Genomic DNA, 19,949 nt, shown 5'->3' with positions numbered 1-19,949 from the left:
CAACTATAATGCTGGCAGCACAAATAGTGGGACCAGTGCTTACAGTTAATTTTCCATAAATTTTTCGGACCAGATTGAATCTATGATGGCTAGTTATATAGTCATCTATGTGTTAGGGGCTGGAATATTTTTAGTTTTAACAAGAAGTTTACCGAAGGAAAGAGTCGTTGAGAGGAAAAGCTAGGAATAAAGGAACTTCCATTATTAATCGTGTTTTCACATGAAGTATCAAGTTTTGTAACATTATCATTTAACTATCTGTTGATTTTACTAGGGGCTAATGGCGGGAATGCTGTGGAGCAGTAATTACTCAATTGAATTTAATTCAAAATATTTTACTTATCGTGATCTTGAGCTCGGTGCTTGAAAAGTTCTTTTTTAGAGGATTTTTATATAAATTGTTAGCTCCAATGGGAAGTATTCGCTATATCGTGTTAAGCAGTGTGGCGTTTGAATTATTTCAAGGAAATATAAGCCAGATTATTTATGTCACTGTCCTTTGGAGGATTTTGGAATATGTTATGTGGGAAATAGGAATGTCTGTATATATTTGGTGGCGGGAAACTCGCCCAGTCATCTATTGATGAGCGTGAACGGATCAGTGACAGGTAAGGTGGCGACCAGAGAGGACGTGAAACGAACGTCAGTCCATACTACAACTATCCGTGGAATTGTTATTTACGTTGGACTGGCTTACGATCTGCGGGAACACCAAACAATAATAAATTAGCAACCAATGGTTCTTGTGGACCGACAGTAATAAGGTGACTACAAGAGTATTTTAAAATGTCGGCTAGAGATGGTGTGGCCAGTCATCAATACAAGGAGAACTGAATCAATTTATCATAGCTCAGTTTGATCGTACACTTATCGGGTCACAATTGATTCGAGAAATGAAGAAGCGATTAAAAGCAAAAGGATTCTGCACGTGACCCATTGACGGTCTCTGTGGGACTGAAACAATCAAAGCGCTACAGTGAGCATTCAAAACCACTGTGGATGGATTCATTAGTCCCCAAAGTGATCTTGTGAAGGCAATGCAGCAAGCTTTAAATGCGAATAAGCTGCCGTTTTGATGTATGTAGTAGGCTAATTTCTTGCTCTACAAGTAACAAATAGCTACTATATAGAAAAAGAGAGAGACCAGATACAGCAACCTTTGACGGAGGGGCTGTGGGGAAATATCGGTCTCTCTCTTTTTTATTGTATTACTTGAAGTATTAATACACAATGTTTTATTAGAATTAGTCGATTGAGGAAAAGTTTATAATTTGTTACAATTAAATCAAGCTTACTTCGATAGGCTTATTTATCCCGTAGACTGATCGATCTAGCTTCCGGTCAGTCTATTTTTATATTGTGAGCAATATTTTTGATTAAAAATCAGTAAAGAGCTATTCTGAAAATATAAGAATGATCCACCTCTCAGACAAAAATAGTAGGGACTTTTTGTCACAAGATCATTTTTGACCATAATAACCTTAATCGCTTACTTCAGTATTTTTAAGTTGTCTACACGGTTGAGTCCCTACTTTTCAACCGTTTTTGTCAAATTGACGAAAAAAAATGTTGTGATATAATCAAAAATAGCTTATTAAAATAAGCAATGTATTCCAGAGGTTCGGTCAGCTTTCCCCAGAAGGCGTGCCGAGCCTTTTTAAATTGACACAAATTCTTTGTAAGTTATAATTAACTTGTCGACAGCTTGCTCGTTGTTGACCTCAAAATTATCTAGCAGATTGATTCAGAGATGAGTCGGTCTGCTCTTTTTTTTGCAATTTGACACAAAATATTTGTTTGATATAATAAAAAATGTTAGTGTCATTGCTAACAATTCTGGTTTCATGACTGGCGGTAACCTCCCAAACGTTTCGCCAGTCTTTTTGTACCTTTAGCTCAGCTGGTTAGAGCAGACGGCTCATAACCGTCCGGTCGTAGGTTCGAGTCCTACAAGGTACATATTAAGGCCTCTCAACCATCAAATCTATTGAGAGGTCTCTTTTTGGTTATACACCTAGTTTTTCTTTCAAAGCTTCGGTCAAAGTTTGAGAAAAGTTAATATTCTCTTTTTCGGCAATTACGTTCAACCACTCGGGGATAGACGTATTTTTTCGAATTGTCTTCGTATGATTTTCACGTCGATATTCTGCTAGATCTAATGTGATCGCTAGAATAAAGTCGCTGTCATTATCCAATGTAATGTCTTTTGGATTAGTTGTTTTTGGCGGTAGCTCCTGATCGTATATTGCTAGCCCCAATGCAGATTGGGCCATTTCAACTGCTTCATCAATTCCTTTACCAAAAGTGATTGCTTCAGGCACATCTGGAAAAGTAACATTATAGTTCTCACCTTCAGGTCTGAAAATTGCTGGATAAATAACTAAATGTTTGTTGGACATAATAAACATCTCCTTCGTTTATTGGGTTAGCAATATGCCTATGGGGAGGCAAGGGCTATTTAATCCTATTGGAATGTCTCCTTTGTGGTTAGGTACTATTGTGGTTGTTTTGGTCTTCGAATTGTAGAGTTTCATATGGCTACCACTTTGGTCAACCTTCATTATTAATTACCTAGATAATCTATTTTCGGATCAGTTGAAAAAATATTCTTTTGTAGGGCTGTTTTAAATATTGTTATTTTATTTTTGGGGGGAAGATGGGAAAATATTTTTGAAATATAGTTGAAATACTGGCGAGTATTTTTTTGACCATACTTTTGACCTTCTAGACAGAGTTTTATTAGTTTTTATCAGAATTTGAATAATGCTAAAAATGTTGATTTCATAAGGTTTCGTTCCATCTGAGTATCATCAGGTTTTCACGAAATACACAATACGGTCTCAAAGACGACAACGCTGCGGAATAATCAAAATTCTGTTCAAACAGACTTTAACGAGTTTCCTTTATTGGAAGCTCGTTTTTTTGTTCAGAAATTTCGAATGGTCGAGTTACCTCTATGTATGTTTCTTTGCTATACTATTATTGTCTTGAGAAAAATAAAAACGATTGAGTGAGGGATAGAAAATGATCATCAATCCATCGAAAAAAGCATTACCTTTATTTAATTATCTACCTAAAGTAGCTGATAAAAAGTTGGCAAGAAGCTTTTCAGATAGCAACCCACTTTTTTCTTGGCATGCGAATTACTTCAATGTAAAAAGAAAAAAAATTTTGTTATTGGTTAATGATTTGACGTATTTTCCGATTGTTTTGGTAGGAATCGATGCTAAAAACAAAAAGCAGCTGAATGAGATTATTCGGACTGCAATAAAAGAAGTATTCCAGGCCGCGAAAATTCCTCAGGAAAAAATAATTGACTATCTTGATTTGGCTGGCGAAATAGAGGTAAGCGCTGGATATAATCGCGTCATTACTGGGATCATCAATAATATGATTACTTCACTGGAGTACCATGAAAGGTTCAATTTGGATGTACTTATTGATGTTAAGCTCAGTATTGATTTAGCGGATAGTGTGTTTAAAGAAACCTTTCCTTTAGATGAATTAAGAAAAGTTTTTAAAGAGCCTCTAGTTCTCCATGATATCTCGCAGGAGGATTTAGAAGAATATGTCGTAAAAAGAGACTGGAAATCTTTAGCTGATTGTAAATCCGGTGATTTATCGGAGAAAGAAATAGAGGAAGCATTGGCAAATAATCAACGGATTTTAAAAGCTTTTCAGCAGTATCTCGAACAGCATGAAAAAGTGACTAAGAAAACGGTAAATAGACACCTATCAACTATTGAATATTATTTAAGTGGCTATCTAATTTTCTATGGTTTTAATCAGGCAATATCCACTTTTGAAATTATTAGTGATTTTTTCAGCTGGGGAGCTCGTAAAAATCTGTGGATCAGTGAAAGTGCAGTAAAGAAGGCGGGCTCTTCAATGAAAAAATTCTATCAATTTTTGATAGCAGCCGGCGAAGTGAAGGAATCGGATATGCCAGAGATTCGAGAGCAAATTGAAATGGGTGTCGATGATGGCAGCATGACACTGATGATGATGGATGATTGGTATTAATGTATAAACGAAGCATAAGGAGAAAATAAAATTTCTTCTTATGCTTATTTGTTTTGCTTTATACTAAGTGATTTAAGAGTATTTCTTTTAGATAGTTGAAACAGTTCTTCCGTCTATGAAACATATTCCAAATCATGAAACGAGTTTAGTTGTAAGCGGTATCTATTTATTTTTGTAATTGTGGCACGTATACTAATCACATCATAAACAAAGGAGATAAAAAGATGAAAGCGAAAATCATGGATAGCATGCAAAAATTTTCGAAGGCAATGTTTGTTCCTGTACTAATCTTGCCGATAGCGGGTATCTTGATCGCAATTGGTAACGTTTTTACTAATCCGCGGCTGATTGAAACGTTTGGCTTCTTGGACAATCCAATCACGATGGGCTTTGGTAGTATTTTGTCTGCGGCATTACTACCAGTCTTAACGAATTTAGGAGTTATTTTCTGTGTTGGAATTGCTTTAGGGTTAGCGAATAAGAAAAAAGCGGAAGCGGCCTTCACTGCTTTACTCGGGTATTTAGTTTTCCTATACGCAATGAACAAATTTATGGAGCTAAGAGATATGTTGGTGGCACCTGAACAACTCCAGGGGTCTGGTCAAACCTTAGTTTTAGGTGTCCAAGTATTGGATATGGGTGTTTTTCTTGGAATCATTCTTGGAATTGTTGTAGCAGTGATCCACAATCGTTTTATCGATACCACCTTTAACAATGCTTTCCAAGTATATGGTGGTGCACGTTTTGTTTTTATCGTTTTGATTCCAGTCTTAGCACTGGCAGCGATTGGCCTTTCCTTTATTTGGCCTGTTATTCAGCAGGGCATTGATGGACTAGGCGGCGTTATTCAAAAGACGGGTAATTTTGGAATATTCCTCTACGGCTCGTTGGAGCGTCTATTGATTCCGACTGGGTTGCATCATCTGATCTATACACCATTCTTATATACCTCTCTTGGTGGCGTGGCAGATGTCGGTGGGCAAGTCTTTGAAGGTGCAAGGAATATTTATTTTGCCGAAATTGCTGATCCTGCGGTCAAAGTACTTTCACAAAGTGTGATTTGGGATGCAAGGGGAATATCAAAAATGTTTGGTTTGATCGGTGCCTGTTTAGCGATGTATCAAACGGCTAAGCCAGAAAATAAATTTAAGGTAAAAGCCATCTTGATTCCAGCAGTAGTCACATCATTTATCGCTGGTGTAACTGAACCAATTGAATTTTCATTTATGTTTGTGGCGCCGGCATTATTCGTCATCCATTCAGCATTAAGCGGGTTGAGTATGGTTGCACTGAATATTTTGGGGTCGCGAGCGATTGGTCCGAATGGGTTTATCGACTTTCTGCTATATAATATTCCTCTGGGAACGGAAAAGACTCGTTGGCCGATTTATCTCTTAGTGGGCATCGCATTCTTCTTTATTTACTATTTCATTTTCCGCTTCTTGATCGTCAAGTTCAATTTTAAAACGGTTGGTCGTGAAGATAATGATCAAGAAACGAAGCTTTATTCGAAAAAAGAATACAATGAGAAGAAATCAGGCGTACCAGATGCTGGTGTCATGGCAACGCCAATCACTGATGATGAATTCTCAAAACAAATCGTTGAGGGGTTAGGCGGTGCTGAAAATATCAAGACAATCGATAATTGTTATACGCGTTTACGCTTGAAGTTGGCAAATCCAGCTTTGGTGAATGAGGGGTTGCTCAAAGATCAGACACAAGCAAAAGGTGTTATCAGTAATGGAGAAAATGTGCATGTAGTTTACGGACTGACCGTACCCCAAGTTCGAGAAAAGCTCGAAAAATATTTAGGTAGAGACAGTGGAGGAGACGAATAGTGATGAAGAAATTTTCAGTAGTAATTGCCGGTGGAGGGAGTACCTTTACTCCTGGGATCGTTATGATGATGTTGGATAATTTGGATCGTTTTCCATTAAGAACGTTAAAGCTATACGACAATGATGGGGATCGACAAGGAATTTTAGGCGAGGCCCTAGAGATTTTGTTGAAGGAACAAGCCCCTGAGATTGATTTTATCTATACGACAGACCCGGAAACGGCCTTTACGGATGTTGATTTTTGTATGGCGCATATTCGTGTAGGAAAATATGCGATGCGTGAGAAGGATGAAAAGGTTCCTTTGCGCCACGGAGTCTTTGGTCAAGAGACTTGTGGTCCTGGCGGGATCGCCTATGGTATGCGTAGTATTACGGGAATGCTGGAGATTATCGATTACATGGAAAAATATTCCCCTGAATGCTGGATGTTGAATTATTCTAATCCTGCAGCGATCGTGGCAGAGGCTTGTCGAGTATTGCGGCCAGATTCAAAAGTTTTGAATATTTGTGATATGCCTGTAGGAACCTTACGCCGCATGTCGCAGATTGTAGGAAAAACACCGGAAGAATTAGAGGTTCGCTATTTTGGCTTAAATCATTTTGGTTGGTGGACTAGTGTCAAAGATAAAGCAGGTCATGAATACATTGATCAAATTCGTAACTATGTCTCTGAACATGGCTATTTGACTCAAATCGAAGTCGATACTCAGCATACAGATCCAAGCTGGCAGGAAACACATAAGAAAGCAAAAGATATTTTAGCGGTAACGCCGGAATACTTGCCAAATACGTACTTGAAATATTACTTGTATCCGGATTATGTTTTTGAACACATGAAGGATCATCCAGAATTTACACGGGCAAATGAAGTAATGCAGGGGCGGGAAAAGAACGTTTTTGATCACGCGCGTCAAATTATTGCGAATGGTTCTGCAGAGGGCATTGCTTTTGAAATAGACGCGCATGCTACATTTATTGTTGATTTAGCGCGGGCGATCACTTTTAATACGCATGAACGCATGGTGATGATCGTCGAAAACAATGGTGCAATCGCTAATTTTCCTGACGATGCAATGGTGGAGGTTCCATGTATTGTTGGAACAGATGGCCCCGAAGCTTTAGCTCAAGGAAAAATTCCAGCTTTTCAGCAAGCGCTGATGTTCCAGCAAGTTACTGTTGAAAAATTAGTTGTCGAAGCATATGTGGAAAAAAGTTATCAAAAAATGTGGCAGGCTTTGACCTTATCTAAAACAGTGCCAAGTGCACAGGTCGCTAAGGAACTATTGGATGACTTAATTATCGAAAATGGAGATACTTGGCCAGAATTACATTAAATTTTAAAGGACATAACAGCAGCGATTCAATGAATAGGTGTTGTTATGTTCCTTTTTTCAAAAATAGTAGGAGGAATGATGATGGAGATCGCAATGATCGGTTTAGGAAAAATGGGCATGGGGATTGCTGAGAATTTATTAAGGCATCGGTATCAGGTAAAGGGCTTTGATATTGATCCTAACGTTGGTAACGCTTTATTAGAAATGGGCGGGGACTTTTATCCTGATATCGATAGCCTGTTAGCAAACAAAATGGACAGACAGATCGTCTGGCTGATGCTTCCAGCAGGAGATTTAACTAATAATACGGTCATGGATACAGCTAATAAGTTAAGTGAAGGCGATATTCTGATTGAAGCTGGAAACTCTCATTATCAAGATAGTCTAAACAACTACGAATATTGTCAGGCAAAGGGAATTCATTTCATTGATGTGGGAACATCAGGTGGTGTGGAGGGAGCTAGGCATGGTGCTTGTATGATGATAGGAGGTGAGCAGTCGATTTTTAATAATTTAAGATCGTTGTTTACTGATTTGTGTGTTGAAAATGGGTTCATTCATACTGGACCGGCAGGCAGCGGCCATTACCTTAAGATGGTTCATAATGGTATTGAATACGGGATGATGCAATCGATTGGTGAAGGTTTTAATTTATTGCATCATAGTCCTTACGACTACAAAATGGCTGAAGTGGCTCACGTTTTTAATCATGGGTCAGTGATTCGTTCTTGGCTGATGGCACTAGTGGAAAAAATCTATCAAGAACATGGCGAAATGGCTGAAGTAGCAGGGATTATCCCTTCTTCAGGTGAAGGAAAATGGACAGTTGAGGAAGCGTTGCGATTAAGAGTGAACCTACCGGTGATTACTCAATCGCTTATGACGCGCTTTGCTTCAGAGGATTGTGATAAGATAAGTGAGAAACTTGTCGCATTATTGCGCAATCAGTTCGGCGGACATGCCATTGTAAAGGATGAATGATTTTGTCAGTATTTTTAGGAATAGATGTTGGTACAACAGCGATTAAATTAGGAGTGATCCAAAAGAACGAGCTGCTTTATTCGGGTGAGTTGCCGCTGCAAACTTACGGAGATGATCAGATTAAGTATCAAAATGGGACTGAGCTTTTAACGATTTTGCAAGCAGGGATTCTAGCGATACCTGAAAAAATACGTCAGCAAGTCACATTGATTAGCTTCAGTACGGCGATGCACAGCATAATGCCTGCTGATGGCAGAAATCAACTCTTTTTATGGTCGGATCTTCAAGCCGCGGAAAGTATTGAAGGATTTAAGCAAACGGATTTAGCCTCGCATTTCTATGAAATTTCGGGTACACCGATTCATGCGATGTCGACATTTGCGAAGCTATTGTATTTTCAAGAATCAACAAGCTATCCAAAAGACATTCATTGGTATGGAATCAAAGAATTGCTGATGGAGTACTTTACTGGAAAACCGATCATTGATTATGCTACAGCTTCTGCCACTGGACTTTTTGATTTGCGAGAAAAACAGTGGAGTGGAGAAATTCTTGATTTTTTAGGCATCAAGGAAGAGCAATTAGCGGAGCTGGCTGATACCAATCAAGAGTATAGAATGCTGCCTAATAGATGTGATTTGTTTGGATTTTCCAATAATCCTCATGTCGTTATTGGTGCCAGCGATGGAACTTTGGCTGCCTATGCCAGCTATTATTCGACCGGCAGAACCGCAAGTTTGACGATTGGAACAAGTGCCGCAGTTCGTCAAACGACCAAAACTATTCAATTGGATCAGAAGAAACAAAATTTTTGTTACTATTTAAAGGAAGATCTGCTGATAAGCGGCGCACCTTCAAATAATGGGGGAGTCATTTTAGCTTGGGCAGCGAACCATTTCGCCGGAAATCCAGCGAAATTTTATGAACGAATACCAGAGCTACTGGCAGAAACTGAAGTGGGAGCCAATGGATTACGCTTTTGGCCTTATTTAAATGGAGAACGAGCACCTTATTGGAATAATGATCTAAAAGGGGGATTTTATGATTTGACACTGCAGCATACCAAAAATGATATGCTGCGAAGTGTGATTGAAGGGGTGTTGCTGAATATTCGTCAATTAGTAGAGCTGGTTGCTAAAGATCAAGAGCTTTCAGTTAGCGGGGGCTTTTTCCAAACAGCGGCGTTAGGACAACTCGCTGCAGATGTTTTTGGTGTGAAATGTTACTATGCTCAGCAAAACGAACCAATTTTTGGTTTGTACTATTTATTGGAGCAGCCGAAATTAACGATAGAAGAGAGTCAGCAAGTCTTTATTCCCGATCCAATCAAGCATGCTGCCTATAAACAGATTGCACAAGACTATTTTAACTAGTTCGTCTTAGTGAACTCTTGGACGATGTATTCCATCAGTAGTAATAATTTACCAAAAAAGCTATTGTATTTGATATTTTGACTGTCTAATGGCCGCTCATCAGTGACTTCAAAAATGATTGACGCGGCTTCTGTTGCACGTGATTGACTATTTCCAGTAAATAGAATAGTTGGTATCCCATGGTCCTTCGAAAAATGCATTTTTTCGACGACCTTTTGGGTCTCGCCAGATTTAGAAATGACAATCAGCATACTGATATTATCAATATTATTATTGATAATCCCTGATGAATCGGCCGCATTGACAAATAACGTTTTGATACCATTGACTAATAGTTTCTTATAGAGGTATTCTGCAATCATGCTCGAAAACCCGGTTGCGTAAATCGTGATAAACTTTTCTTGGTTTTTCTGATAGATTTGTTTCATAGCTTGAATAGAAGGCGCGATTTTATCTGTAGGAATTGAAATATCGACTGTTGCCTCGACGAATTGATTTTGTGGTCGGTATTGATTTTTTAAAAAGTAAAATAGCTCTAAATATCCAGAAAAATCCATTTTTTGGGCCAAGCGCACGATTGTCGCTGGAGAAGTATAGAGTGTGGCGGCGATTTTTCTAAGTGAAACGCCCTCCAATTCGTTTACATGAGCGGCTAAGTAAGTCAAGATCGTAAGGTCATTGTCGGATAATTGTTTTCCTTTAGTAACCAATTCGAGATCCATTCCCACACCTCCTAATAAAATAATGAAATCCTTACTTTCGTATTATACACTAACAGTAAAAGAAATAAGCTCATTCGTAGGATGAAGAAAAATTTTAAGACAATACAGAGAGGAGCGCAACAAATGTTTGGATTATTCAAAAGCAAAATTAACGAAATCATGACACCGGTAAATGGAATGGTAGTTGGCTTGAAAGAAGTGAACGATCCCGTTTTTAGTGGAAAAATGATGGGTGAAGGCTTCGCAGTCAAACCGTCCGATGGAAAAATCTGTGCCCCAGTAAAAGGAAGGATCAAATCTATTTTTCCAACGCTGCATGCACTGACGATGGAAACCGAAGATGGATTAGATGTATTGATCCATATTGGATTGGATACTGTAGAATTGAATGGCGGTGGCTTCAGTTCAATCATTCAAGAAGGGCAGAAAGTAAAAGCAGGTGATCCATTAGTTCAAGTAGATTTAGCATTTTTAGCAAAAAATGACAAAGATGATATTGTGATCGTGGTTTTACCAGAAATGAAAGACAAAAAGTTAGCGATCAATTTGGGAACTAGACAAGTTGGAGAAGTTGCTGCCACCCTTGAGTGATTTTTTTAGAACTCCTTTTCATAAGGAGTTTTTTTTATAATTTTTCGTCGTTGGTTTCTGTTAAGTGAAAAGACCTTCTTACTTAGAATTTCTTTGTGATAAAATAAATTGAAGATACGGTTACTTAAAATCGCAGGTTTCGGAGGAGTGATTGCCAATGGCAACGATATTGATCGCAGAAGATGAAAAACAAATCCAAACAATTCTTGCTGATTATGCTAGAAAGAACGATCATTCGGTTCTTTTAGCTGATGACGGAGTAGAGGCATTGATGGCACTAAAAAATAATGTGGTTGATCTAATGATTTTGGATATCATGATGCCAACAGTGGATGGCTACCTCGTATGTAAACAAGCTCGCGAGATCAGTGATCTGCCGATTATTTTTCTAACTGCAAAGGTTGATGAATCAGATAAGCTATACGGTTATCAATTAGGGGCGGATGATTATGTGACGAAACCATTTAGTCCAAACGTTCTGATGGCAAAGGTAAGAGCGCTATTAAATAGAACTGGACGTGGAGAAGAGACGGGAAGTTTATTTGAGGCAGGGCAAATCATCCTTGATCCTTTGGCTCGCGAGGTAAGGGTTGCAGGGCGATCGATTGAATTGACCCATACTGAATATGAGCTTTTATTGTTATTCATGCAAAATCCTAAACAGGTTTTCTCTAGGGAACAACTGCTTAATCGAGTTTGGGGATATGATTTCGAGGGGACCACCCGGACTGTAGATGTCCACGTTAAGAATCTTCGGCAAAAGCTTGGTACACAGGGACAAGCTATTGTGACATTGATTCGATCTGGCTACAAATTCGAGGTGAATAGTGATGGCTGAACAAACTAGAGGAAATAAATGGTATTCTATCTATTTAATAAATAAAAAGGTATTCTTTTTATCAAAACTAGTGATTGGCGGTTGTCTTTTGTCGTATATTATTTCCTCTGCTTTTGGCGGGTGGATGAGAGATATTATTTTTGTTGTATTACTAATTGTTTTGATAGTAAGCTGGGACGCGATATTACGTAAAGTCGTTTCGCGCCCAGTCCATGAAATAAGTGAAGCAGCTCAGCGAATGGCGGACTTAGATTTTTCACAGCCATGTAAAATCCACACGAATGATGAACTGGGAACATTAGCGAATAATTTGAATAAAACTGCTCGTAATCTAACGCACGCGCTTGAACAGCGTAAAGATTTAGCAGACACATTGTCACATGAGCTAAAGACACCACTCGGAGTGATCCGTGCCTATTCTGAAGGATTAGGCGAGGCCACGCCAGAGCAAGAGGAAAGCTACCGGCAAACAATCATTGAAGAAACAGAGAAAATGGCAGAAATGATAAATGACTTGTTAGATTTATCTGCATTAGAAGCAGGATCTACGAGTCTATCTGTTGAATCGTTTGATTTAGTAGAATTAGTAGAAGCGATTGCTGGTCGAGAATTTATCGATAGTAGGACAACCTATTTTGAACTAAGCTACTCGCTTCCGGAGCAGCCAATTTTTATCATCGCTGATCAAAAACGAATGAGACAAGTTCTCCACAATTTTATGAGTAATGCTAAAAAATTTGTGACAGATTCCGGCAAAATCCACATTGAACTGACAACCTTAAAAGGCAATGCCCATTTTTTAATTTATAATGATGGCCCGAATGTTTCTAGTGACAGTTGGAATAAATTTCAGCGCAGCAAAGGCGAGGAAAATAAGAGCGGATCAGGATTGGGACTGACTATTGCTGCGCAAATACTTACCATGCATCAAGCTGATTTTGGTTTCAATAATCGGACTGCTGGTGTGGAATTTTATTTTTCACTTCCTATAGATAATAATCAATAATTTAAGGAAAGTCGTACTTTAATCAGGTACGGCTTTTTACATTGCCTTCATCCCATCTTTACAGCAGCTTTACAAGAGAGTCGTACAGTTAGGACTATAAAAGCGATCAATCAGACTGGAGGAATTACGATGTTTCTAGGATTAGCTTGGTATTGGTGGATAATTTTTGCCGTCATCTTTTTGCTTTCACTGCCCTTAAAGATCAAGTTCATAAATTGGTGGTCAGGAAGACAAAAAAAGGGTAATCAGAATGATAGGTGGGGAGACGAATAATGATTGAAGTAAAGGAGCTGACTTTTTCGTATGGAAAAAATAAACAAACGCTTCATGGCTTGGATTTTAAAGTAGGTGAAGGAGAAATTTTTGGTTTTTTAGGCCCGAATGGTTCAGGAAAATCAACGACTCAAAAGATACTTAGCGGTATTTTGAAAAATTATGGCGGAGAGGTGTCTCTATTTAGTCAAGATATGGCCTACCGAACAAACAAGAAATTTTTCCAACGAATCGGAGTGCTTTTCGAATTTCCCTATTTATACGCTAACTTAAGTGCGTTAGATAATCTAAACTATTTTTCTTCATTTTATCCAAAGGATCAAATACAAGATATATCGGCATTGCTAGAACGTTTAGAATTCAAAAAAGACTATCTGCACAAGCCTGTCTCCTCGTACTCTAAAGGAATGCGGCAACGGGTAAGTATGGCCAGAGCGTTGATGACTAGTCCGGACCTTTTGTTTTTAGATGAACCAACGAGCGGCTTGGATCCATCTGGTGCAGTACTATTTCGAAATATTATAGAGGAGGAGCGGAAAAAAGGAACAACCGTTTTTCTTACTACCCATAATATGATGGATGCTGAGCTTCTCTGTGACCGAGTGGCTTTCGTTGTGGAGGGGAGTATCGCGGTGATAGATGCGCCAAAGCATTTGAAAGAGCATAACAGTAAACATCAGGTAACGATAGAGTATACATTGGACAAGAAAAGAAAGAGTAAAACGCTCAAAATAAATACATTAGATCAGAGTCTGAATTTTCCTCATGATCAAATCCTGAGTATTCATTCCCAAGAACCGACGATGGAAGAAATCTTTATCCAGTATACAGGAAGGCGGTTATCATGATGATCAGTTCTCTTTTCACACTGCTGAAAAAAGATTTCAAAATGATGCTATCTGGCAAATTTTTTCTATTAGCTTTGGGGTCCTTACTGTTGTATTCCTGCTATATTCAATTTGTATATGTCAACCTTGATCAAAAAGCCTATCCTGTTTTTCTTTATGATCCAAATAACAAAATTTCTGCGCCCTCTAAAAAAGTGACGGAGGTCAAAAGTTTAGAGGAGTTGAAGAAGCAAACAACTGAGGGAGAGGCAATAGGAGTGAATGCTGCAGGTTCGAAGCCTCGGCTAATAATGGATTCATCAGGCAGAGCTCGCATTGATACTATTCGAGCGGCGTATGCTTTAGCACTGCTGACTGATGAAAAGCCTCCTGCAGTACAAGAAATTGGGCGTAACAATAAAGACATGAAAAATCGGCGAGAAATAACCAGCGAGTTTCTATTTTTTGAGTTAGCTGCAGTCGGTTTTTTAGGAATTGCTTCGATCATCTTTAAGGAAAAGCATATGGGGGTCATTCGAATCCATGGCGTGATGCCAATCTCAAAAAGCTTGTTTATTTTATCTAAATTGTTCCTGTTCCTTGCAGCTGACAATCTGTTTGCTTATTTGCTGACAGTGATCAATCTTGGTCATTTGGAGGGCTTTGGAGTAATTCCAGCCGTTTTACTCCAAACAACGATTATGTCGCTAATTATGACTCTCATTGGAATTATTTGTGCGATTCGCTTACCAGACTTCAAGCAATTTTCTTTATTGTATTTAGTCCTTGCTGTTTTTGTTACGACACCTGTTTTTTTAGCCGGACAAACAGGAATGACATGGAATTGGATTCATTACCATCCGCTGTATCACTTATTTATGGCTATGAAGAATGCCTATTTTCAAGTGACTGCAGCAAGTAATATCTATTATGGCGTTTGTTTGCTTATTATAATTTTGCTGTTTCTGTTGGCTAGAAAAGTACTATCACAGGAAATGGTTAAGGAGGGGTAGAATGAAAGGGATGATTTATCAGTTAAAAAATATTCGGAGGGATAAACTGTGTCTCTTGACCTTTCTGCTGCCCATAATTTTCGGATTTGCTGTGAACCGCTTTTCAGACGTTAATTTCTCTACTGTTGGGGAGACTTCATTCGGAATTGTTGAAGGGAGTTTAACTAAGGAAATGGCAGAATGGTTAGATAAAATTGGTACTGTCACTATATATAAGGATCGCACTGCTTTAGATAAAGCAGTGAAGGATCCGGCAACTCAACTAATTGGGGTTACACTTGAAGAAGATGAAATCAAGACAATCCTTTCTGGAGATGAATGGACATTGTATAAGGATCTAGCGGCTCATTTATCACAAATGTATTCTGAGAGTAAGAATCCTGCTATCTCGACTGTCACTATTCGTCCAGCATCGGGAGACACGGAATGGATAAAATCATTATTGATCGTAATTACGATGGTGACTGCTATGTTCATGGGCTGTACCTTCAATGCGATGAGTATCATTGGAGAAAAAGAGGACGGTATCTCACAGATTAACAAAATACTACCAATAAGCAAAACTGAATATCTCAAACAAAAAATTTTCATAGGTTTCTGCGGTGCAACAGTCTCTACGATTATCACAGCGTTTATTTGCATTCGAGGTGAGGTTAAAAATATTTTACCGCTATTCGTGCTAATCGTTCTATCCGCTTTTGTCGCTGCCTTATTAGGATTATTTATCGGCCAGTTTTCAACTAATATGATGGCTGGCATTGCCTATATTAAGATAGTAATGATTTTGTTTATTGCTCCTCCGATCCTCTTCTATCTAATGACGTCAGAAAAAAGTAGTTTTAGAACTGTTTCGTATCTTATACCTTCGAGTGCGACATTTTATGGGCTAACAGATTTGATAAATGGGGAAACAAAATCGATGAGCATATATGTCGTGGTTTTGTTCTTACATTGTCTATTTGGGCTAGCGCTCTATTTGAGAATCAGCGAACGGAAAAAAGATGAAGAAGGAACGAATCTCTGAAAATCTAAAATCATGACTGGTTGGACTTCTCCGATTAATTTCAATCTCTATTGGAAGAACTAATTATTGACGCTATAGGCTAATTAGACTATAGTATGCGAAGTATTGAAATTAAGGAGAAGAATAATGAAGTCTTTTTTATTGATTGGTCAGTCGAATATGGCTGGACGTGGTTATTTAAATGATGTTCCAGCAATTTATAATGAAAATATTGAGGTTTTGCGTAATGGCCGGTGGCAGATGATGGCAGAACCACTTCATAATGACCGCGAAGTAGCAGGCATCGGCCCAGCAGCCTCTTTTGCGGCAGCCTGGGCACAGGATCATCAAGCTGAAAAGCTGGGTTTGATCCCTTGTGCTGAAGGTGGCAGCTCGATTGATGAGTGGGCAGAGGGCCAGGTGTTGGCCAGACATGCACTTAGTGAGGCAAAATTTGCGATGGAAACTAGCGAATTAATTGGAATATTATGGCATCAAGGAGAAAATGACAGTTTAAACGGGCAATATAAGGGTTACGCAGAAAAACTGAAAGCAGTTTTTGGTCATTTTCGACAAGCCCTTAGCTTACCAGAATTGCCGATCATTGTTGGTGAACTGCCAGACTTTCTTGGAAAAAGCGGCTTTGGATTAAGTGCAATAGAGTTTAAAGAGATCAATCGTGAGATCCAGACGGTTGTGAAGGAAACCAAAAATTCTTATTTGGTAAGCGCTGAAAATCTGGCTTCGAATCCAGACGGTATCCATATTAATGCTGAATCACAGAGACAGTTTGGGATTCGATACTATGAAGCATTTAAAAAAAGGATTAATGTTGCTCATGCTTTAGGAAATGAAGATGAACAGCTTAGCAGGATTTATGGTCGAGAAACAACAACAAATGAAAAAATCTATTTATTAAGTCGCAATTTTGCTCTGGGCAAGCTGGATTATCAAACGTTCATGAAAAAATTTGCTGAAATAACTAAGTAAAAGAAAAAACAGCCAAATATTGAGGAAAAACCTCTTCATTGGTCGTGTATGACAATCGCCTAAGCATGTGAATGATGAGATATACAAAACGTCATCATAAAGTCAACTTAAGATGGTTCCAAGAACGATTAGCTGAATATTGGGTGCAGCTCACAAGAACATTTTTGTGAGCTTTTTTTATGAGTTCTGCTTAACTCAAGGTAGCCGCCATAAAATTTTCCATGTATGATTGGTTAATGAATACTGGCATTAAAAGAATGATTATCGAGTTTTTCAGTTTAGAAGATTATTATATTTGCCATTTAGGACTCGACCAAAAAATAAGAGGTGACCAATGAATAAAGTAGAAGCGATGAAACAGATCAAACAAGAATATCCTGGATTAATCATCGAAGACTTGAGATATTTAGGAACTGGTTTTGACAGCGAGGCTTTTTTGCTTAATGACGCTTATGTTTTTAAGTTTCCTCGCCACATTAGAGCAGCAAAGAATCTTTATAAGGAAGCTCTCGTATTGAGAGAAATAAAAGATCAAGTCCCGTTAAAGGTTCCTGAGATTTGTTATGTTGGAAAGTCTGAGCAGCCAAATCAACTGAAATTTATAGCTCAAGAAAAAATCGAAGGGGTCCCTTTAGATGCTGAGATTTTGGCAACTCTCACGGATGATCGGAAAGAGGAAATGGCTAAAGAGCTGGCAGCATTTTTTAAAGCATTGCACAGGATTGAATGGAAGACACAAGTCAATAATCTTGAAGTAAACAAAAATACGAAAGCTGCCTATGAGTATGAGGTCATCAAAGAAGCCGCGTATCCACTTTTAAATGAGTCTGTTAAACAAGAAATAGACGAAGTTTATGACAAATTGTTAAAGCAAGAGTTTCACTACAACAAATGCCTGATCCATAATGATTTTGGAGCGAGTAATGTTTACTATGATCCAGTTTCTGATAAAATTTGTGGTCTGATCGATTTTGGTGATATCGCGCTTTATGATCGTGATATGGAGTTTGTCTGTTTGATGTATGATTATGAGGAAGGTTTTGACCAAGAGTTTGTTGGAAGAATACTGGATTATTATGGTATGGATTCAAAGGATATAGAAAATAAATTAGCTTTCACTGAATTTTACAATCAACTGGAAAATGTTTATTTAGGTAAAGAATTTGGAATGACTGATCTTTTTGAAGATAGCGTTGCTGAAATTAAGACTGGGTTGAAGGGATTTAAAGAGAATATTTTATTGGAAGATAAAACAATGTATTATCTTTAAAAAGAACTCGCAGTCACTATAATGTGACTTATATCATTGCTAAAAAAAATCAATTGACAGGTTGCTTTTTTCTAAATGCCCGATAAATTTCTGTGACATAAGAATTTATCGGGCTATTTGACTGACTAAGTATTGCTTTTATCTTTTTGTAGAATCATTTGGTTCTGTCGAGTTAATTCCTGCAAAAGATCAATTTGTAATTGTTGCAGTTCAATCAGATGCTGCCATTTTAAATCCATCAAATAATCTATTTTTTCATGAAGCAGATGAATTTCGACTTCTGATTTTATATTTACCTCATAGTCATTATCCGCCTCGACGCGATCACGCTCAGTCTGGCGATTTTGACTCATTAGTATGATTGGCGCTTGAATGGCAGCCAAACATGATAAGGCCAAGTTCAACAATATATAAGGAAACTTATCAAATGGTCCGAAAAATAAGGGAAAGGTATTTAATGTAATCCAAGCTGCCAAGACGAGGATAAAGATAATTATAAAAGTCCAGCTTCCGCCAAACTTTGCGATACCATCTGCTACTTTCTGACCAAAAGTTTCTTTCGTTTTTAATGAATCATTGACATTCTTTATGTGAACTTGTTGTGTACGAATCTTAACCTTCAATTCATGATCGAATTGCTTTGAGGTGACGATCTCATTTTTTAGCAATTCGTTGATATGTTGAGAACGAAAATCTAACAACATCATATAGGAAATAGTGGATTTTATTGTCAGGTTTGTGTCCATTCTCAAAATAAATTTCTGAAGCTCCTGATCTAGCTCAGAAATGTTGAAAACTTGCTCTGATCGCTCGTTTATCAAAAAATCACCTGCTTTTCTTTTAATCATAGCACGTTGCTGGATCTTCTGATTGAGAAATGCTTACAAAACGAAGAAAAGAAAAACTCGATCAAAACCTCTTTGAAAAAGATTTTTTCTTTTTTGATTACTTGAAGCAGCCAAAATCAATGTTTATTTAATTGATAGTTTTTTAGGCTTATAAATAATTTGTGGACGTAAGCTCAAAAAAATTGAGCTATTAGAGCAATATGATAAATAGAGGAAGCAGCTTTTTTTTACTTTGTGAGAAGTTTGCCATTTAACCTAGAAATATTTAAAGGTTGGGTTGTATTTTTTTAGTTGGCTTGTTACTATCTAATTGAAAGAAAGCGTTTCCAAATAAATCAAAAGAAAATTGCGGGAGAGTGCAATTTTATTGCCACCGAAGGTATAAATTGTAAACTTTGCTGATTTTACAATGAACATCTCAGGTAACCGGACCGTAATTGGATGATACTCTGGAGAGCAGAAATGCGCCGAAGGAGCAATCCCCTTCAAGGGGAGAATCTCTCAGGCTAGTAACAGAGGACAATGGCACAGTGTGTTGTTGTCTTCTTTTTTATGGTTTCTAAAGGCAATCATGTGAATGAAAGCACAATTGAAAAAGGCGGTTGGTGAAATGATCGTTATAACAAACAATCCAATGGTGAAGGAAAAACTAGGACAAATTGGTGTCATGCTTTTTTTAGAAGATGCGGAATATGGAGATGTGTTAAATGTAGTTAAGAAGCAAATTATCGATGATCATATTTGTCTGTTGTCACATCCATTGAGCGGCAGTATTAAACCAAATGAGACGTATTATAAAACGATCTTTGCTTCAGAGACCAATTCTCAATATATCGATATTGAGAGTTTAGAATATATTGAATCAGCGATAGCTGTCTACAAAAAATTTATCAAGAATAAGCAGCGCCCTAATTGGTCCTTAGCAGTGCTCGAAGATTTTTCTTTTGTAGATTTTTATATCGCGCAAAGTACGTTGGAGAGAATGGGGGTGGGTCAATAATATCCAGCGACTTACAAAT

At 37.9% G+C, this 19,949-nt stretch carries 19 protein-coding genes, 1 tRNA gene and 2 riboswitches; of the genes, 16 read left to right on the top strand and 4 right to left on the bottom strand.

What is annotated here, in order from left to right:
* Positions 1-314: 314 nt before the first annotated feature.
* Both IGI67_RS04755 and IGI67_RS04750 read left to right on the top strand, forming a co-directional pair.
* On the top strand, positions 315-584 hold the full coding sequence (locus IGI67_RS04755) for a CPBP family glutamic-type intramembrane protease (protein WP_429956925.1): 270 nt from the start codon (positions 315-317) through the stop codon (positions 582-584).
* A gap of 1,301 nt (positions 585-1,885) precedes the next feature.
* Positions 1,886-1,959, top strand: a tRNA-Ile gene (locus tag IGI67_RS04750).
* A 47-nt stretch (positions 1,960-2,006) separates the two neighbouring features.
* Here IGI67_RS04750 and IGI67_RS04745 read toward each other — a convergent pair.
* Both IGI67_RS04745 and IGI67_RS04740 read right to left on the bottom strand, forming a co-directional pair.
* On the bottom strand, positions 2,007-2,399 hold the full coding sequence (locus tag IGI67_RS04745; protein ID WP_429956924.1) for a type II toxin-antitoxin system HicB family antitoxin: 393 nt from the start codon (positions 2,397-2,399) through the stop codon (positions 2,007-2,009).
* A gap of 18 nt (positions 2,400-2,417) precedes the next feature.
* On the bottom strand, positions 2,418-2,561 hold the full coding sequence (locus IGI67_RS04740) for a type II toxin-antitoxin system HicA family toxin (RefSeq protein WP_429956923.1): 144 nt from the start codon (positions 2,559-2,561) through the stop codon (positions 2,418-2,420).
* A gap of 463 nt (positions 2,562-3,024) precedes the next feature.
* On the opposite strand from IGI67_RS04740, the gene IGI67_RS04735 reads away from it, so the two are divergent.
* From IGI67_RS04735 to IGI67_RS04715, 5 genes are all read left to right on the top strand, one after another.
* The gene (locus IGI67_RS04735) at positions 3,025-4,023 is read left to right on the top strand and encodes a DUF6933 domain-containing protein (RefSeq protein WP_429956922.1); all 999 of its coding nucleotides are present in this window, start codon (positions 3,025-3,027) and stop codon (positions 4,021-4,023) included.
* Between the two features lie 224 nt (positions 4,024-4,247).
* Entirely contained in the window at positions 4,248-5,861 is a 1,614-nt protein-coding gene (locus IGI67_RS04730; RefSeq protein ID WP_429956921.1) for a PTS transporter subunit EIIC, read from the top strand.
* 2 nt (positions 5,862-5,863) lie between these two features.
* Positions 5,864-7,195, top strand: a complete 1,332-nt coding sequence (locus tag IGI67_RS04725) for a 6-phospho-alpha-glucosidase (RefSeq protein WP_429958607.1) — start codon at positions 5,864-5,866, stop codon at positions 7,193-7,195.
* A gap of 81 nt (positions 7,196-7,276) precedes the next feature.
* Positions 7,277-8,176 (top strand): phosphogluconate dehydrogenase (NAD(+)-dependent, decarboxylating), encoded by a 900-nt coding sequence (gene gnd, locus IGI67_RS04720; protein ID WP_429956920.1) that lies wholly within the window; start codon positions 7,277-7,279, stop codon positions 8,174-8,176.
* Positions 8,173-9,549 (top strand): gluconokinase, encoded by a 1,377-nt coding sequence (locus IGI67_RS04715; protein WP_429956919.1) that lies wholly within the window; start codon positions 8,173-8,175, stop codon positions 9,547-9,549. The genes gnd and IGI67_RS04715 overlap by 4 nt, the downstream gene beginning before the upstream one ends.
* Here IGI67_RS04715 and IGI67_RS04710 read toward each other — a convergent pair.
* Positions 9,546-10,271, bottom strand: coding sequence for a MurR/RpiR family transcriptional regulator (locus IGI67_RS04710; RefSeq protein ID WP_429956918.1), 726 nt, complete (start codon positions 10,269-10,271; stop codon positions 9,546-9,548). The two genes, IGI67_RS04715 and IGI67_RS04710, sit on opposite strands and share 4 nt — an antisense overlap.
* A gap of 123 nt (positions 10,272-10,394) precedes the next feature.
* Here IGI67_RS04710 and IGI67_RS04705 point away from each other — a divergent pair, with 123 nt between their 5' ends.
* The 8 genes from IGI67_RS04705 (at position 10,395) to IGI67_RS04670 (ending at position 18,082) form a co-directional block, all read left to right on the top strand.
* Positions 10,395-10,862 carry a PTS sugar transporter subunit IIA gene (locus IGI67_RS04705; RefSeq protein ID WP_429956917.1) on the top strand — a complete coding sequence of 156 codons (468 nt, stop codon included), beginning with the start codon at positions 10,395-10,397 and terminating at the stop codon, positions 10,860-10,862.
* A gap of 157 nt (positions 10,863-11,019) precedes the next feature.
* Positions 11,020-11,700 carry a response regulator transcription factor gene (locus IGI67_RS04700; RefSeq protein WP_429956916.1) on the top strand — a complete coding sequence of 227 codons (681 nt, stop codon included), beginning with the start codon at positions 11,020-11,022 and terminating at the stop codon, positions 11,698-11,700.
* Positions 11,693-12,706, top strand: coding sequence for a HAMP domain-containing sensor histidine kinase (locus IGI67_RS04695; RefSeq protein WP_429956915.1), 1,014 nt, complete (start codon positions 11,693-11,695; stop codon positions 12,704-12,706). Before IGI67_RS04700 ends, IGI67_RS04695 begins: the two co-directional genes overlap by 8 nt.
* Positions 12,707-12,978: 272 nt before the next feature.
* Positions 12,979-13,827: an ABC transporter ATP-binding protein gene (locus tag IGI67_RS04690; protein ID WP_429956914.1), complete on the top strand. Its 849-nt coding sequence runs from the start codon at positions 12,979-12,981 to the stop codon at positions 13,825-13,827.
* Positions 13,824-14,819, top strand: coding sequence for an ABC transporter permease (locus tag IGI67_RS04685; RefSeq protein WP_429956913.1), 996 nt, complete (start codon positions 13,824-13,826; stop codon positions 14,817-14,819). The genes IGI67_RS04690 and IGI67_RS04685 overlap by 4 nt, the downstream gene beginning before the upstream one ends.
* A gap of 1 nt (position 14,820) precedes the next feature.
* Positions 14,821-15,843, top strand: coding sequence for an ABC transporter permease (locus IGI67_RS04680; RefSeq protein WP_429956912.1), 1,023 nt, complete (start codon positions 14,821-14,823; stop codon positions 15,841-15,843).
* Positions 15,844-15,969: 126 nt separating this feature from the next.
* Positions 15,970-16,812 carry a sialate O-acetylesterase gene (locus IGI67_RS04675; protein WP_429956911.1) on the top strand — a complete coding sequence of 281 codons (843 nt, stop codon included), beginning with the start codon at positions 15,970-15,972 and terminating at the stop codon, positions 16,810-16,812.
* A 334-nt stretch (positions 16,813-17,146) separates the two neighbouring features.
* Complete coding sequence (locus IGI67_RS04670) at positions 17,147-18,082, top strand: phosphotransferase family protein (RefSeq protein ID WP_429956910.1); 936 nt, start codon at positions 17,147-17,149, stop codon at positions 18,080-18,082.
* A 125-nt stretch (positions 18,083-18,207) separates the two neighbouring features.
* On the opposite strand, the gene IGI67_RS04665 is transcribed toward IGI67_RS04670, so the two are convergent.
* Positions 18,208-18,903 (bottom strand): DUF1003 domain-containing protein, encoded by a 696-nt coding sequence (locus IGI67_RS04665; protein WP_429956909.1) that lies wholly within the window; start codon positions 18,901-18,903, stop codon positions 18,208-18,210.
* 366 nt (positions 18,904-19,269) lie between these two features.
* Positions 19,270-19,374: riboswitch (glycine riboswitch) on the top strand.
* A gap of 1 nt (position 19,375) precedes the next feature.
* Positions 19,376-19,450: riboswitch (glycine riboswitch) on the top strand.
* Between the two features lie 57 nt (positions 19,451-19,507).
* Here IGI67_RS04665 and IGI67_RS04660 point away from each other — a divergent pair.
* Positions 19,508-19,930, top strand: coding sequence for a GrdX family protein (locus tag IGI67_RS04660; RefSeq protein ID WP_429956908.1), 423 nt, complete (start codon positions 19,508-19,510; stop codon positions 19,928-19,930).
* Positions 19,931-19,949: the final 19 nt, after the last annotated feature.

It is taken from the genome of Enterococcus sp. AZ196 (assembly GCF_050498845.1).
Classification (GTDB): Bacteria; Bacillota; Bacilli; order Lactobacillales; family Enterococcaceae; genus Enterococcus_A; species Enterococcus_A murrayae.
Note: the sequence above shows the minus strand (reverse complement) of the source record. Positions and strands in the feature narration are given on the sequence as shown.